Consider the following 14,480-nt stretch of genomic DNA (forward strand, 5'->3'; position numbering starts at 1 on the left):
TAAAGCCTGACAGACGTTATTTACGTTTGTCCTTCTTCTTCTTCTCCGCCTTCTTGTGGTGCGACATCAGACGGCGCTTCTTGTTGACCTGGCGATCGGTGAGCTGGGTCTTCTTGCCCTCGAACGGGTTGTCACCGCCCTTGTACTCGATGCGGATCGGCGTGCCGACCAGCTTCAGCACGCGGCGGAAGGTCTTCTCCAGGTAGCGGGTATAGGCCTTGGGCACCGCGTCCACCTGGTTGCCGTGGATCACGATCAGCGGCGGGTTGGCACCGCCCAGGTGCGCATAGCGCAGCTTGATGCGGCGGCCGTTGACCATCGGCGGCTGGTGGACCTGGATGGCGTCCTCGAGGATCTGGGTGAGCTTGCTGGTGGGCCAGCGGGTCACGGCGGAACGGAAGGAATCCTGTACCGACTTGTACAGGTGGCCAACGCCGGTGCCGTGCAACGCGGAGATGAAGTGGATGTCGGCGAAGTCGGCGAACATCAGCCGGCGCTCGAGCTCGGTCTTCACGTAGTCGCGCTCGGCCGATTCCATGCCGTCCCACTTGTTCAGCGCGATGACCAGCGCACGGCCGGTCTCCAGCACGAAGCCAAGCAGGTTGAGGTCGTGTTCGACTACGCCTTCGCGGGCGTCCATGACGAAGATGACCACGTTGGCGTCCTGGATCGCCTGCAGGGTCTTCACCACGGAGAACTTTTCCACCGCTTCGAAGATCTTGCCGCGGCGGCGCACGCCGGCGGTGTCGATCAGGGTGTACTTCTCTTCGTTGCGCTCGAAGGGGATGTAGATACTGTCGCGGGTGGTGCCCGCCTGGTCGTACACGATCACCCGTTCTTCACCGAGCATGCGGTTGACCAGGGTGGACTTGCCAACGTTCGGGCGGCCGATGATGGCGATCTTGATGCCATCCTTCTCGCTCGGGCCGGGGATGCGCTTGGCTTCCTCGCCCTCGGCGACTTCTTCCAGCTCGCTGGGCAGGTCGTTGTCTTCCGGCGCTTCCGGCTCGGGGGCGAACATCTCGCCCAGGGCTTCCTGGAGCATCTGGGTGATGCCACGGCCATGGGCGGCGGCGATCGGGATCGCATGCCCCAGGGCCAACGGGCTGAACTCGGCGCGGGCGATGTCCGGATCGACGGTGTCGACCTTGTTCGCCACCAGGTAGGTGCGCTTGTTCTTCTTGCGCAGGTGCTCGCCGATCATCTCGTCGGCGGCGGTGAGGCCGGCGCGGGAATCGACCATGAACAGGACGGCATCGGCCTCTTCGATGGCCTGCAGCGACTGCTCGGCCATCTTGGCGTCGATACCCTCTTCGTCACCGGAGATACCACCGGTATCGATGACGATGAATTTCTTGCCCTGCCACTTGGCCTCGCCGTACTGGCGGTCTCGGGTCAGACCTGCGTACTCGGCGACGATGGCGTCACGGGTGCGGGTCAGGCGGTTGAACAGGGTGGACTTGCCGACGTTCGGGCGGCCCACCAGGGCTATTACGGGAACCATGCGGCTCTCCAGGAATTTGAATTTCAGAAAACACGACGGCCGCTGCCGTTTTTCACGGCAGCGGCCGGCAGTAACACTCAGCTTAGCGGAGCGTGTAGGCGACCAGCTTGCCGCTGTTGCCGAACACGTACATCCAGCTGCCGACTACCAGCGGGCGAACCCGCACGCCGTCACCGTCGACCTTCTCGCGGCCAACGAAACGACCGTCCACCTGGCTGAGCAGGTGCACATAACCTTCCAGGTCACCGACCACCACGTTGCTCGACAGCACGGCGGGAGCGGACAGCTGGCGGCGAGCCAGTGCGTCGTTGCTCCACAGCGAGGACGAACCACGGGAGTCGAGGCTTTCCACGGTGCCGCTGGCCTGGCTGATGAACACGCTGCCAGTGCCTTCGGCGACGCCGACGTAGCTGGAAGCCTCACGCTGCCAGAGTACGCGGCCGGTACCCAGGTCCAGCGCCGCGGTACGGCCCTGGTAGCTGGCGACATAGAGAACGTTGTCGACCAGCAGCAGGCCACCGTCGATATCGACCACGCGGTCCAGCTCGGAACGGCCTTGCGGGACGGCAACGCGCTGCTCCCAGACCGGCAGGCCACGCTCCACATCCACGGCGACGACCTTGCCGCTGGCCAGACCCGCCAGGGCCAGGCGGCCGGCGATCAACGGAGCGCCGGTGCCACGCAGGGTCAGCACCGGTACGGTGCCTTCGTAGATCCAGCGCTGGTTGCCGGTGGAGGCGTCAAAGCCGATCAGCTTGTCGTCCTGGGTCTGCACCACCACCACGTCACCGTTGGTGGCCGGGGCAGCCAGCACTTCGCTGGTGACCTTGGCGCGCCATTTCTGCTCGCCCGAACCGGAATCCAGGGCGATCACGTCACCGCGCAGGGTGCCCAGCAGGACCATGCCGTTGCCCACGCCGACGGCGCCGGAAATCGGCAGATCGAGGTCTTTCTTCCAGAGCACTTCGCCGGTTTCGCGCTGCATGGCCATGACGCGGCCTTCGGCAGACGCGGCGTAGATGGTCTGGCCATCCACGGCGGGTTCGAGCAGGTTGTACAGGTCGCCCTGGCCATCACCGACCGAACGGCTCCACTGTTTCTCCAGGCGAACCTCTTCCTTGAAATCGGTCAGTTCGGCCGGCGGCAGTTCTTTCTTGCTATTGCTGCTGCAACCCACAGCCATCAGGGTCAGTGCCAGCAGTGCAACGTGTTTCCAACGCAACATCTCAGGCGTCTCCCTTGGCCAGGTCGTCGAGTTTCATCTGCAGGGCGCCGACAGCGGCGTCTTCGGGCAGGGCTGCCTTGGCCTTTTCGTAGGCGACGCGGGCGTCGTCATTGCGCTTGAGCTGCAGCAGCAGGTCGCCGCGCAGTTCTTCGCGGGTGGCAACGTAGGCTTTGTCGACGTTGCCGTCGAGCAGCTTCAGGCCGTCCTCGGCCTTGCCCTGGGCTGCCAGGACACGGGCCAGGCGCTGACGGGCCAGCTCGCCCAGGGTGGCGTCAACCGGCTTGTCGACCACGGCCTTCAGCTCAAGGACCGCGTCATCCAGCTTGCCGCTGTCCACCGCGACCTTGGCGACGAAGAGGCGGCCGTACTGGGCGTACGGAGTGCCGGCGAAGTCGGTATTCAGCTTGCCAGCGAGCTCGGCGACCTTGGCCGTGTCAGGCTTGCCGGTCGGGTTCAGCGCGGTTTCCAGCAGGGCCTGGTAAATGATGGAGGCGCCCTGGGACTGGTTGTTCTGGTACTTCTTCCAGGCCTGCCAGCCGAACACCACGATCAGCGCCAGAGCGGCGCCGGTCAGCAGGGGCATGCCGTTACGCTGCCACCAGTCCTTGATGTCAGCGATCTGTTCTTCTTCGGTACGGTTACTCACCCCAATACTCCTATCCGCTCGATTCAGGCCTGCTTGAGGCAGGCAGCCAGGTGCTCGGGCAGAGCATCCCAGGCGATATTCTGTTGTTCGCCCTCGCCACGCAGGGGCTTGAAACCTACCACGCGGTTGGCCAGTTCGTCGTCACCCAGAATCATTGCGAACTGTGCGCCGCTCTTGTCGGCCTTCTTGAACTGACTCTTGAAGCTGCCAGCGCCGGCATTGACCAGCAGGCGCAGACCCGGAATGGCTTCACGCAGCTTTTCCGCCAGGGTCAGCGCGGCCAGCTCCGCCGGCTCGCCGAAGGCGCAGACGTAGAGGTCGGCCGGGCGGCTCAGCTCAGCCGGGACTACGCCCAGGGTTTCCAGCAGCAGCACCAGGCGCTCCACGCCCATGGCGAAACCCACGCCAGGAGTCGGCTTGCCGCCGAACTGGCTGACCAGGCCATCGTAGCGGCCCCCGCCGCAGACGGTGCCCTGGGCACCGAGCTTGTCGGTGACCCATTCGAAAGCGGTGCGGCAGTAGTAATCCAGGCCGCGCACCAGCTTCTGGTTGATTTCATAGCGCAGGCCGACCGCGTCCAGGCGAGCCTTCAGACCCTCGAAGTGAGCGATCGACTCTTCGTCCAGGTAGTCATGCAGGCTCGGCGCACCGACCAGCAGGGCCTGGGTGCTCTCCACCTTGCTGTCGAGGATGCGCAGCGGGTTGGTGGTCATGCGGCGCTGGCTGTCTTCGTCTAGCTGATCGAAGCGCTCCTGCAGGTAGGCCACCAGGTCCTCGCGGAAACGCGCGCGCGCTTCGCTGGAACCCAAGGTGTTCAGTTGCAGGGTCACGGCGTCGGCCATGCCCAGCTTCTGCCACAGGCGCCAGGTGAGGATGATCAGCTCGGCGTCGATGTCCGGGCCTGGCAGGTTGAAGACTTCCACGCCAATCTGGTGAAACTGGCGATAGCGGCCTTTCTGCGGTTTCTCGTAGCGGAACATCGGGCCGGTGTACCAGAGTTTCTGCACCTGGCCGCCACCGGAAAGACCGTGTTCGAGCACGGCGCGCACGCAACCGGCAGTACCTTCCGGACGCATGGTCAGGGATTCGCCGTTGCGGTCGAGGAAGGTGTACATCTCCTTGTCGACCACGTCGGTGCCTTCACCGATGCCGCGGGCGAAGAGTTCGGTGAATTCCAGGATCGGCATGCGGATCTCGCTGTAGCCATAGGCGTCCAGCAGATCGGCGAAGGTGCGCTCCAGGTAGCGCCAGGCCGGGGTCTGGTCCGGCAGGATGTCGTTCATGCCACGGATGGCTTGCAGGGACTTGCTCACTTAGGATCCTTGTTGCGGTCAGCCGCGCACGATCAGTGCGGCGTCGGCCTCGGCCTTCTCGGCCGCTTTTTCGCGGATCAGCCGTTCCAGCTCATCCACCAGGTTATCGTTCTGCAGCTTCTGCGCCGGTTTGCCGTCGATGTAGATCAGGTTGCTCGGCGTACCGCCGGTCAGGCCGATGTGAGCTTCCTTGGCCTCGCCCGGACCGTTGACCACGCAACCGATCACGGCGACGTCCAGCGGCACCAGCAGGTCCTCGAGGCGGCCTTCCAGCTCGTTCATGGTCTTCACCACATCGAAGTTCTGCCGCGAACAGCTCGGGCAGGCGATGAAGTTGATGCCACGGGAGCGCAGGCGCAGCGACTTGAGGATATCGAAGCCGACCTTGATCTCTTCCACCGGATCGGCAGCAAGAGAAATGCGGATGGTGTCGCCAATGCCTTCGGCGAGCAGCATGCCCAGGCCCACCGCAGACTTCACGGTCCCCGAACGCAGGCCACCGGCTTCGGTGATGCCCAGGTGCAGGGGTTGTTCGATCTCCTTGGCCAGCAGACGGTAGGCGGCGACGGCCATGAACACGTCGGAAGCCTTCACGCTGACCTTGAAGTTCTGGAAGTCCAGGCGCTGCAGGTGGTCGACGTGGCGCATGGCCGATTCCAGCAGGGCCTCGGGGGTGGGCTCACCGTACTTCTTCTGCAGGTCCTTCTCCAGGGAACCGGCATTGACGCCGATACGGATCGGGATGTTCTTGTCACGCGCCGCGTCCACCACCGCCTTCACCCGGTCTTCGCGACCGATGTTGCCGGGGTTGATACGCAGGCAGTCGACGCCCAGTTCGGCCACGCGCAGGGCGATCTTGTAGTCGAAGTGGATATCGGCCACCAGCGGGACTTTCACCTGCTGCTTGATCTTGCCGAACGCCTCGGCGGCGTCCATGTCCGGCACGGAGACGCGGACGATGTCGGCGCCGGCGTCTTCCAGACGACGGATCTGGGCCACGGTGGCGGCCACATCCAGGGTGTCGGTGTTGGTCATGCTCTGCACGGCGATGGGAGCATCCCCACCCACCGGCACGTTACCTACCCAGATCTTGCGGGAAAGGCGACGTTTGATCGGAGACTCGCAATGCATCTTACTGTCCACCCAACTTCAGGCGCGCGGTGCCACCGCGCGCCGGCGTGACTTCGACCGGCTGGCCGTTGTAGCTGACCTGGGCGGCCTGGGCGTAACCCAGGCGCAACTGCACCGGCGCCTTGGCAGCGACTTCCAGCGAGTCACCCTTGCGCTTGAGGCCCTCGAGGACGACCTTGCCATCGGCATCGGTCACCTGGGTCCAGCAATCGGCGCTGAACTGAACCTTGACCACGCCCTGCCCCGCGGCGGCAACCACCGGAGCGGCGGGCACCTCGGTCGGAGTCACCGGGGCAACCGGAGCGGCCGAGCTGGCCGCAGCGGCGGGCTGCTGTGCAGCCGGTGGCTGGCCCGGGATCGCCGGAACCTGAACCGGAGCGGTTTCGGCAGCAGCCGGCACGCCCGGAGCGGCCGGAGCCGGCGCGGTCGACGGAGCGGCTTCGGCGGGTGCCTCGGCGCTGCCGTTATCGCCGACCGGTTCGTTCGGAACCGCCGGAGTATTGGCCTGATCCTCGGCGACAGCCTGGTCTTCCGGCTCGTCGAGGGTGTGGATCTCGGTGGTGCCGTCGGCGCTCTCGACCTCGACGTGCTCCATGTTCAGGCTGCCGGCCTCGGCCGGGCGCGCGGAGCGCTCCTGCCACCAGAAGTAGCCGAAGCCGATCAGCACGGCCAGCAGCGCCAGGCTGAACAGGCGCAGCAGGTTGCGCGACAGGCGAACGGGCTCGACCACGCGGCCGAGCGCCTGGACGTTGCTGCCGGTGGCGTCGGTGCCGGTGTACTGGTCGAAGGCGGTGACCATCTGGGCCTGGTCCATGCCCAGCAGCTTGGCGTAGGCGCGGATGTAGCCACGGGCGAAGGTATGACCGGGCAACTGATCGAAGGAACCTTGCTCCAGCGAACGCAGGGCGTTCTCGGTCAGGTTCAGCTGGCCGGCGACCTGAGCGGTGCTCCAGCCCTTGTTCTCACGCGCCTGGCGCAGGGTTTCGCCAGGGTTGGCGCGGGTCGTGCCGATGACATCGGGCTGCGACGTATTCATCATTTATCCGCCTGGTATGCCTGGTATTCAGGAGAAGCGGGATACAGGCGCTTGAGTTGCAGCCCGTAGCTGGCAGCGGTATCCCGGTCGTCGTAGATCTTTGCCAGTCGAATCCCCAGCAGCAGGCTGCGCGCAGTCTGCGGGCCCCGCTTGAGGTATTCCTCGTAGAACGCGCGAGCGGGTACATACTCGCGGTCCTGGTAGTTCAGGTCGGCCAATTCGATCAGAGCGCCTGTCGAGTTGCGATTCAGGCGAATGGCCTTCTCGAAGAACTCCTTGGCCTCGGCACGCTTGTTCAGCTTCATGCTGACCAGGCCGAGGTTCTCGAAGATGCGCGAGCGCTCGGAATAGAGTCCGTCTTCGGTGGCCTTCATGTAGGTGTCGTAGGCTTCCTGGTAGCGCTTCTGCTCGAACAGGAAGCCCGCATAGTTGTTCAGGATGCGCGCATCACCGGAGCGCGAAGACAGCGCCTTGCGGAACTCGCTCTCGGCGAGCTTGGGCTCCTTTTCCACCTGATAGACCACCGCCAGCGCGGCGTGGGCGTCGGCACTGGAGGAATCGATGTCCAGGGCCTGGCGCAACGGCACCTTGGCCTGTTCGGTGTTGCCCATCTGCAGGTAACCGATACCGAGCTGGATGAAGGCATCGCGTGCCTCATCCCGGCCCTTTTCGGTTTTCAGAGGATCCTGTTTACCAGTCGTCACGCAACCCGTCAGCACGGTTGCCAACAGTAAGCACAGCGCGGCGCGCAGGGTCATCGGATTCCTCCCTAGTTCAGTTTCGATTGGCGTTGGTCGGAGCCTGTTCGGCATCCGCGGCCAGCTGTCGTACGGCGATATAGCGTTCGCTGCGGCGGGTGCGGTCCATCACCTGCCCCACCAGCTGACCACAGGCAGCATCGATATCGTCGCCGCGTGTGGTACGAACGGTCACGTTGAAGCCGCTCTTGTGCAGCATGTCCTGGAAACGGCGAATGGCATTGTTGCTTGGCCGCTCGTAGCCGGAATGCGGGAACGGATTAAACGGAATCAGGTTGATCTTGCAAGGGAAATCCTTGAGCAGTGCGATCAATTGCTCAGCATGCTCGGGCTGGTCGTTGACGCCGGCCAGCAGGGTGTACTCGATCGTCAGCACGCGCTCCTTGCCCAGGCGCGTGATGTAGCGGTAGCAGGAGTCGAGCAGCATCTCGAGCGGGTACTTCTTGTTGATCGGTACCAGCTTGTTGCGCAGTTCGTCGTTGGGTGCGTGCAACGACAGGGCCAGGGACACGTCGGTCACCTCGGCGAGCTTGTCAATCATCGGCACCACGCCGGAGGTGGACAGGGTCACCTTGCGCTTGGAAATGCCGTAGCCGAGGTCTTCCATCATGATGCTCATGGCGGTCACGACGTTGTCGAAGTTCAGCAGCGGCTCGCCCATGCCCATCATCACCACGTTGGTGATGGCACGGTCGATCTTGCCCGGGATGGTCCCGAACGATTGGTTGGCGATCCACACCTGGCCGATGATCTCGGCGGAGGTCAGGTCGCTGTTGAAGCCTTGCTTGCCGGTGGAGCAGAAACTGCAGTCCAGCGCGCAACCGGCCTGGGACGACACGCACAGGGTGCCGCGGCCGCCCTGCGGGATGTACACGGTCTCGACGCAACTGCCCGAGGCCACGCGCACCACCCACTTGCGGGTACCGTCAGCGGAAATATCCTGGCTGACGATCTCCGGCGGACGAATTTCGGCAACGGCCTCGAGCTTTTCGCGCAAGGCCTTGCCGACGTTCGTCATGGCGCTGAATTCGACAGCGCCAAAGTGGTGAATCCATTGCATCACCTGGCCGGCGCGGAAGCGCTTTTCACCGATGGACTCGAAGAATTCCTCGAGCTGGGGCTTGGTCATGCCCAGCAGGTTGGCCTTTACAGCGGTATCAGTCATGGATTCACCCTCGCTCATTCGCCTGGATTAGCGAATGCGCTCGCACACCTCGGTGCTGGAGAAGAAGTAAGCGATTTCGCGGGCAGCCGAAGCTTCCGAGTCGGAACCGTGTACGGCGTTCTCGTCGATGGAAACGGCGAAGTCGGCGCGGATGGTGCCGGCGTCGGCTTTCTTCGGATCGGTAGCGCCCATCAGTTCACGGTTGCGCAGGATGGCATCTTCGCCTTCCAGAACCTGAACAACGACCGGACCGGAGGTCATGAAGGAAACCAGGTCCTTGAAGAAGGGACGCTCTTTGTGCTCGGCGTAGAAACCGCCAGCTTCGCGCTCGGACAGCTGAACCATCTTGGAAGCGACAACGCGCAGGCCAGCTTTCTCGAAGCGGGTCAGGATTTCGCCGATGACGTTCTTGGAAACAGCGTCGGGCTTGATGATGGAGAAGGTACGTTGCAGGGCCATGGAAATAACTCCGAAAAGCAAGGTTGGTAATGCCAAGAAGCCCCTGGCGTGGCCAGGAGCTCCTGCGATTCTAGGGTTTGCCGCGCGCCGCGCCCGATGGGTGGCGACCGCGAAGCCGGCCCGACTGCGACAGGGCCGGCGGCTGGAAAATCTCCCCGAGGGAATTTTCGACAGCTCACCTAAAGATAAAACCCGCGAATTATACGCGGGTTCATGACAAATGGGTACGCGGCTCTGGTGAGCCGCGCCCTCAGTCGGCTTCTTCGATCCAGGCAGCCTGAATGGCCTCCAGGACCTTTTCCCCGCCGCGGGAAGGATCGTCGCTGAACTCCGGCAATGCCAGCACCCAGCGGTGCAGATCGACGAAGTTCACGTAACGCGGATCGACGTCCGGCTTGGATTCGGCCAGTTGGATGGCGATTTCGAGCACATCAACCCATTTCAGACTCATGTGGACGCTCCGCTTCAGTGACCTTCGGACACCTGGTTGATGGTGTACTTCGGAATTTCCACTACCAGGTCCGTCTCGCCGACCACCGCCTGGCAGGACAGGCGCGAATCCGGCTCCAGGCCCCAGGCCTTGTCCAGCATGTCGTCTTCCAGCTCGTCGGAGGCCTCCATCGAGTTGAAGCCTTCGCGCACGATCACGTGGCAGGTGGTGCAGGCACACGACATCTCGCAGGCGTGCTCGATCTCGATGCCGTTGCGCAGCGCCGCCTTCATGATGGTTTCGCCCGGCTGGGCTTCGATCACCGCGCCTTCAGGGCAGTGTTCGGCGTGGGGCAGAAAGACAATCTGCGGCATCTTCGCTTATTCCTCGATTTCGTTGAGCCGGCGACCGGCCAGTGCGGCTTTGACGGTGGCGTCCATACGGCGCGCGGCAAAGGCGTCGGTCAGCTGGGACAGACGCTTGATCTGTAGTTCGATGGCAGTGGCATCGCTGCCGGTAGCCAGCTCGCGCAGCGAATCCATCCCGGCATCGATGACCAGGCGCTCGTCGGCGTCCAGCAGGCGCTCGCCATCGGCGTCCAACGCCGACTGCACAGCCTCCAGCAGACGCTGGGCCTCGACCTGCTGCTCGCGCAGAGCGCGGGCGGCCATGTCGTCGCCGGCGTACTGGAAGGAGTCCTGCAGCATGCGGGCGATTTCGCCGTCAGTCAGACCGTAGGACGGCTTGACCTGGATGCTCGCCTCGACACCGGAAGACAGCTCGCGGGCGGACACGCCCAGCAGGCCATCGGCATCGACCTGGAAGCTGACGCGGATCTTCGCCGCGCCCGCCACCATCGGCGGAATGCCGCGCAGCTCGAAGCGCGCCAGGGACCGGCAGTCCTTGACCAGCTCACGTTCGCCTTGCAGCACGTGAATCATCATGGCCGTCTGGCCATCCTTGTAGGTGGTGAACTCCTGGGCGCGCGCCACCGGGATGGTGGTATTGCGCGGAATCACCTTCTCCATCAGCCCGCCCATGGTTTCCAGGCCGAGCGACAGGGGAATCACATCCAGCAGCAGCAGCTCTTCGCCGCGCTTGTTGCCGGCCAGGGCATCAGCCTGGATGGCGGCGCCGATGGCGACCACCTGATCCGGGTCGATATCAGTCAGCGGCTCGCGACCGAACAGCTCACCTACCAGCTCACGAACGCGCGGCACGCGAGTGGAGCCACCGACCATGACCACAGCGCTGACTTCTTCCAGCTCGACACCGGAATCACGCACGGCGCGACGGCAGGACTTGAGGCTGCGCTGGATCAGCGGATCGATCAGGGCCTCGAGCTGGGCACGGGAAAGCTCGCCAGTCCAACCGTCATGAGCAACGGAAACGACGTCGCTATCGGTCAGAACCTCTTTCGCCGCGCAGGCAGCCTGCAACAGGCGGCGCTGGGTACCCGGGTCGAGGTCGACCGAGATGCCCGCCTGCTCGATGATCCAGCCGGCGATGGCATGATCGAAGTCGTCGCCGCCCAGGGCGGTATCGCCGCCAGTGGCCAGGACTTCGAAGACACCGCGGGTCAGGCGCAGGATCGAGATATCGAAAGTGCCGCCACCCAGGTCATAGATGGCGACCAGGCCCTCGGCATTCTTGTCCAGGCCATAGGCGACAGCGGCGGCAGTCGGCTCGTTGAGCAGGCGCAGCACATGCAGGCCGGCCAGACGCGCGGCGTCCTTGGTGGCTTGGCGCTGGGCGTCGTCAAAATAAGCGGGGACGGTGATCACCGCACCGACGAGCTCGCCACCCAAGGTGGATTCGGCGCGCTGACGCAGGACACGGAGGATTTCAGCCGAGACTTCCACCGGGCTCTTGGCGCCCTGGACGGTCTCGATGAAGGGCATGTGCGACTCGCCCTGAGTGAAGCGGTACGGCAGTTGGCCGCCCAGTTGCTTCACGTCTTCCAGGCCGCGGCCCATGAAGCGTTTGACCGAGATGATGGAGTTGAGTGGATCCTGCGCGGCAGTGGCGCGAACGCTCTCCCCCACTTCGATGCGATCAGCGAGATAACGCACCGCCGACGGCAGGATCACTTCACCGCGATCGTCCGGCAGCGGAGCCGCGACGCCGCTGCGCACGGCAGCGACGAGGGAATTCGTGGTGCCCAGGTCGATCCCCACGGCCAGACGACGCTGGTGTGGCTGGGGGCTTTGTCCGGGCTCGGCGATCTGCAGTAAGGCCATGCGGTATCTAATCAGGCTATCGGGCGCGGCGTGGGCCGCGCGGATTAATCGTCGAGTCGCTCTTCCAGCTGCCGCACTTCCTGCGCCAGCTTGTCGAGGAACTGCATGCGACGCACAAGGCGCTCGGCCAGATCGCGGCGGGCGGCGTCATCCCAGCACTCGGCGAAATCCGCCTCGAGCTGCTGCTGGGCGGACTTCAGCTGACGCTTGAACTGCGCCACGCCGTCGAGATCGGCACTGTCCTGCAGGTCTTCCAGATCCTCCCGCAGCTGCATCTGCTGCAGAAGAAACTCCGGGTCCTGCACCGTGGCTTCCAGCGGCAGAGCATCGCCGCGCAGGGCCAGCAGGTACAGGGCACGACGCGGAACGCTCTTCAGCGTCTGGTAGGCATCGTTGAGTTCAGCGGCCTTGGCCTGCGCCAGTCTCTGCTCGCGCTCGGAAGCATCGGCGAAACGGTCCGGATGGACGGTTCGCACCAGCTCACGGTAGCGATTGCCGAGGGCTTCCAGATCGATCCGGAAGCCCGGCTGCAGGTCGAACAGCGCGAAGTGACAGGGACTACCCACACCCAGCCTCAGACGTTGAAGCTTTCGCCGCAGCCACACTCACCGCGTACGTTCGGGTTGTTGAACTTGAAGCCCTCGTTGAGGCCTTCCTTGGTGAAGTCCAACTCCGTGCCGTCGAGGTAAACCAGGCTTTTCGGGTCGATGATGACCTTCACACCGTGGCTCTCGAAGACCTCGTCCTCGGCCGCCAGTTCGTCGACGAACTCCAGCACGTAGGCAAGGCCCGAACAACCGGTGGTACGCACGCCAAGACGAATACCTTCGCCCTTGCCGCGCCCTTCGAGGGAGCGGCGAACGTGATTGGCGGCGGCTTCGGTCATGCTGATGGCCATGGGAACTCCTTACTCAACGGATCGCTTCAGAGCAGACCTTTCTTCTGCTTGTAGTCGCGTACGGCCGCCTTGATGGCGTCCTCGGCGAGTACCGAGCAGTGGATCTTCACCGGCGGCAGGGCCAGTTCTTCGGCGATGGTGGTGTTCTTGATGGATTCGGCTTCGTCCAGGGTCTTGCCCTTCATCCACTCGGTGGCGAGGGAGCTGGAGGCAATGGCCGAGCCGCAACCGTAGGTCTTGAACTTGGCGTCTTCGATGACACCCTGCTCGTTGACCTTGATCTGCAGGCGCATTACGTCGCCGCAGGCCGGCGCGCCGACCATGCCGGTGCCGACGTCCGGATCTTCGGCGTTGAGCTTGCCGACGTTGCGCGGGTTTTCGTAGTGGTCGATGACCTTGTCACTGTAAGCCATGGCTAATCCTCACTTCTACGGGGCGGGTCAGTGGGCCTGCCATTCGACCTTGGACAGGTCGACACCCTCTTTGAACATATCCCACAGCGGCGAGAGCTCACGCAGCTTGGAAACGGCTTCCACCACCTTCTTGGCGGCGTAATCGACCTCTTCTTCAGTGGTGAAGCGGCCGAAGCTGAAACGGATGGAGCTGTGCGCCAGTTCGTCGTTGCGACCCAAGGCGCGGAGCACGTAGGACGGCTCCAGCGAAGCCGAGGTGCAGGCGGAACCGGACGAAACGGCCAGGTCCTTGAGCGACATCATCAGCGACTCGCCTTCGACGTAGTTGAAGCTGACGTTGAGGATGTTCGGCGCGTAGGAAGTGGGGCTGCCATTGAGGTACAGCTCTTCCAGGTCCTGCACCTGATCGAAGAAGCGCTTGCGCAGGCCTTCGATGCGAGCCATTTCCTGGTGCATTTCTTCCTTGGCGATGCGGAAGGCTTCGCCCATGCCGACGATCTGGTGAGTCGCCAGGGTGCCCGAACGCATGCCGCGCTCATGGCCGCCACCGTGCATCTGGGCTTCCAGACGAACGCGCGGCTTGCGGCGCACGTACAGCGCGCCCATGCCTTTGGGGCCGTAGACCTTGTGGGCGGAGAAGGACATCAGGTCGACCTTGAGTTTCTCCAGGTCGATGTCGACTTTACCGGCGGACTGGGCGGCGTCGACGTGCAGCAGGATGCCGCGCGAGCGGGTCAGCTCGCCGATGGCGGCGATGTCGTTGATGCTGCCGACTTCGTTGTTCACGTGCATGACCGAGACCAGGATGGTGTCGTCACGCAGGGCGGCCTCGACCATCGCCGGGGTGATGATGCCCTCGGGGGTCGGCTCCAGGTAGGTCACTTCGAAGCCTTCGCGCTCCAGCTGGCGGCAGGTATCCAGGACCGCCTTGTGCTCGATCTTCGAGGTGATGATGTGCTTGCCCTTGGTCGCGTAGAAGTGCGCGACGCCCTTGACGGCGAGGTTGTCGGACTCGGTAGCACCGGACGTCCAGACGATCTCGCGGGGATCGGCATTGACCAGCTCAGCGACCTGGCGACGGGCGTTCTCAGCCGCTTCCTCGGCCTTCCAGCCGAAGAGGTGGGAACGCGAAGCCGGGTTGCCAAAGTTGCCGTCAACCAGCAGGCAGTCGGCCATTTTCTGAGCGACACGCGGATCCACCGGGGTGGTGGCGGAGTAGTCGAGGTAAATCGGCAATCTCATCAGGTAACTCCTACAGGCGG

The 14,480-nt window shown here is 63.9% G+C and carries 16 protein-coding genes; all 16 read right to left on the reverse strand.

Annotated elements, in window-relative coordinates; translation table 11 throughout:
• Positions 1 to 16: 16 nt before the first annotated feature.
• The gene (gene der, locus ACNFH5_RS04605; RefSeq protein WP_045210518.1) at positions 17 to 1,504 is read right to left on the reverse strand and encodes a ribosome biogenesis GTPase Der; all 1,488 of its coding nucleotides are present in this window, start codon (positions 1,502 to 1,504) and stop codon (positions 17 to 19) included.
• An 82-nt stretch (positions 1,505 to 1,586) separates the two neighbouring features.
• Positions 1,587 to 2,729, reverse strand: coding sequence for an outer membrane protein assembly factor BamB (gene bamB / locus ACNFH5_RS04610; RefSeq protein ID WP_416744543.1), 1,143 nt, complete (start codon positions 2,727 to 2,729; stop codon positions 1,587 to 1,589).
• 1 nt (position 2,730) lies between these two features.
• A complete protein-coding gene (locus tag ACNFH5_RS04615; RefSeq protein ID WP_138215440.1) occupies positions 2,731 to 3,375 on the reverse strand; it encodes a YfgM family protein in 645 nt (214 codons plus the stop codon).
• Between the two features lie 23 nt (positions 3,376 to 3,398).
• Complete coding sequence (gene hisS, locus ACNFH5_RS04620) at positions 3,399 to 4,688, reverse strand: histidine--tRNA ligase (protein WP_416744544.1); 1,290 nt, start codon at positions 4,686 to 4,688, stop codon at positions 3,399 to 3,401.
• Positions 4,689 to 4,706: 18 nt separating this feature from the next.
• A complete protein-coding gene (ispG, locus tag ACNFH5_RS04625) occupies positions 4,707 to 5,819 on the reverse strand; it encodes a flavodoxin-dependent (E)-4-hydroxy-3-methylbut-2-enyl-diphosphate synthase (RefSeq protein WP_138524985.1) in 1,113 nt (370 codons plus the stop codon).
• A 1-nt stretch (position 5,820) separates the two neighbouring features.
• Positions 5,821 to 6,858: a RodZ domain-containing protein gene (locus ACNFH5_RS04630; protein ID WP_416744545.1), complete on the reverse strand. Its 1,038-nt coding sequence runs from the start codon at positions 6,856 to 6,858 to the stop codon at positions 5,821 to 5,823.
• Positions 6,855 to 7,613, reverse strand: coding sequence for a type IV pilus biogenesis/stability protein PilW (gene pilW, locus ACNFH5_RS04635; protein WP_416744546.1), 759 nt, complete (start codon positions 7,611 to 7,613; stop codon positions 6,855 to 6,857). Before pilW ends, ACNFH5_RS04630 begins: the two co-directional genes overlap by 4 nt.
• Before the next feature lie 16 nt (positions 7,614 to 7,629).
• Complete coding sequence (rlmN, locus tag ACNFH5_RS04640) at positions 7,630 to 8,778, reverse strand: 23S rRNA (adenine(2503)-C(2))-methyltransferase RlmN (protein WP_416744547.1); 1,149 nt, start codon at positions 8,776 to 8,778, stop codon at positions 7,630 to 7,632.
• Positions 8,779 to 8,805: 27 nt separating this feature from the next.
• Positions 8,806 to 9,237, reverse strand: coding sequence for a nucleoside-diphosphate kinase (ndk, locus tag ACNFH5_RS04645; RefSeq protein ID WP_024762960.1), 432 nt, complete (start codon positions 9,235 to 9,237; stop codon positions 8,806 to 8,808).
• Between the two features lie 250 nt (positions 9,238 to 9,487).
• Entirely contained in the window at positions 9,488 to 9,688 is a 201-nt protein-coding gene (iscX, locus tag ACNFH5_RS04650; RefSeq protein ID WP_017522288.1) for a Fe-S cluster assembly protein IscX, read from the reverse strand.
• Between the two features lie 14 nt (positions 9,689 to 9,702).
• Complete coding sequence (gene fdx / locus ACNFH5_RS04655) at positions 9,703 to 10,041, reverse strand: ISC system 2Fe-2S type ferredoxin (protein WP_017522289.1); 339 nt, start codon at positions 10,039 to 10,041, stop codon at positions 9,703 to 9,705.
• Between the two features lie 6 nt (positions 10,042 to 10,047).
• The gene (hscA, locus tag ACNFH5_RS04660) at positions 10,048 to 11,907 is read right to left on the reverse strand and encodes a Fe-S protein assembly chaperone HscA (RefSeq protein ID WP_416744548.1); all 1,860 of its coding nucleotides are present in this window, start codon (positions 11,905 to 11,907) and stop codon (positions 10,048 to 10,050) included.
• A 44-nt stretch (positions 11,908 to 11,951) separates the two neighbouring features.
• Positions 11,952 to 12,473, reverse strand: coding sequence for a co-chaperone HscB (hscB, locus tag ACNFH5_RS04665; protein ID WP_416744549.1), 522 nt, complete (start codon positions 12,471 to 12,473; stop codon positions 11,952 to 11,954).
• A gap of 8 nt (positions 12,474 to 12,481) precedes the next feature.
• Positions 12,482 to 12,805 carry an iron-sulfur cluster assembly protein IscA gene (gene iscA, locus ACNFH5_RS04670; protein ID WP_024762955.1) on the reverse strand — a complete coding sequence of 108 codons (324 nt, stop codon included), beginning with the start codon at positions 12,803 to 12,805 and terminating at the stop codon, positions 12,482 to 12,484.
• A 26-nt stretch (positions 12,806 to 12,831) separates the two neighbouring features.
• On the reverse strand, positions 12,832 to 13,218 hold the full coding sequence (gene iscU / locus ACNFH5_RS04675) for a Fe-S cluster assembly scaffold IscU (RefSeq protein ID WP_015478505.1): 387 nt from the start codon (positions 13,216 to 13,218) through the stop codon (positions 12,832 to 12,834).
• A 27-nt stretch (positions 13,219 to 13,245) separates the two neighbouring features.
• Positions 13,246 to 14,460, reverse strand: coding sequence for an IscS subfamily cysteine desulfurase (locus tag ACNFH5_RS04680; RefSeq protein WP_081515981.1), 1,215 nt, complete (start codon positions 14,458 to 14,460; stop codon positions 13,246 to 13,248).
• Positions 14,461 to 14,480 lie beyond the last annotated feature (20 nt).

This window comes from Pseudomonas sp. NY15435, assembly GCF_048068295.1.
In the GTDB taxonomy this organism is placed as follows: domain Bacteria; phylum Pseudomonadota; class Gammaproteobacteria; order Pseudomonadales; family Pseudomonadaceae; genus Pseudomonas.

What these genes read in the sequence shown, in the direction of transcription:
- der (WP_045210518.1), bottom strand. Translation starts at nt 1,504, where the DNA reads ATGGTTCCCGTAATAGCCCTGGTGGGCCGCCCGAACGTCGGCAAGTCC.
- bamB (WP_416744543.1), bottom strand. Translation starts at nt 2,729, where the DNA reads ATGTTGCGTTGGAAACACGTTGCACTGCTGGCACTGACCCTGATGGCT.
- ispG (WP_138524985.1), bottom strand. Translation starts at nt 5,819, where the DNA reads ATGCATTGCGAGTCTCCGATCAAACGTCGCCTTTCCCGCAAGATCTGG.
- ACNFH5_RS04630 (WP_416744545.1), bottom strand. Translation starts at nt 6,858, where the DNA reads ATGATGAATACGTCGCAGCCCGATGTCATCGGCACGACCCGCGCCAAC.
- pilW (WP_416744546.1), bottom strand. Translation starts at nt 7,613, where the DNA reads ATGACCCTGCGCGCCGCGCTGTGCTTACTGTTGGCAACCGTGCTGACG.
- rlmN (WP_416744547.1), bottom strand. Translation starts at nt 8,778, where the DNA reads ATGACTGATACCGCTGTAAAGGCCAACCTGCTGGGCATGACCAAGCCC.
- ndk (WP_024762960.1), bottom strand. Translation starts at nt 9,237, where the DNA reads ATGGCCCTGCAACGTACCTTCTCCATCATCAAGCCCGACGCTGTTTCC.
- iscX (WP_017522288.1), bottom strand. Translation starts at nt 9,688, where the DNA reads ATGAGTCTGAAATGGGTTGATGTGCTCGAAATCGCCATCCAACTGGCC.
- fdx (WP_017522289.1), bottom strand. Translation starts at nt 10,041, where the DNA reads ATGCCGCAGATTGTCTTTCTGCCCCACGCCGAACACTGCCCTGAAGGC.
- hscA (WP_416744548.1), bottom strand. Translation starts at nt 11,907, where the DNA reads ATGGCCTTACTGCAGATCGCCGAGCCCGGACAAAGCCCCCAGCCACAC.
- iscA (WP_024762955.1), bottom strand. Translation starts at nt 12,805, where the DNA reads ATGGCCATCAGCATGACCGAAGCCGCCGCCAATCACGTTCGCCGCTCC.
- iscU (WP_015478505.1), bottom strand. Translation starts at nt 13,218, where the DNA reads ATGGCTTACAGTGACAAGGTCATCGACCACTACGAAAACCCGCGCAAC.
- ACNFH5_RS04680 (WP_081515981.1), bottom strand. Translation starts at nt 14,460, where the DNA reads ATGAGATTGCCGATTTACCTCGACTACTCCGCCACCACCCCGGTGGAT.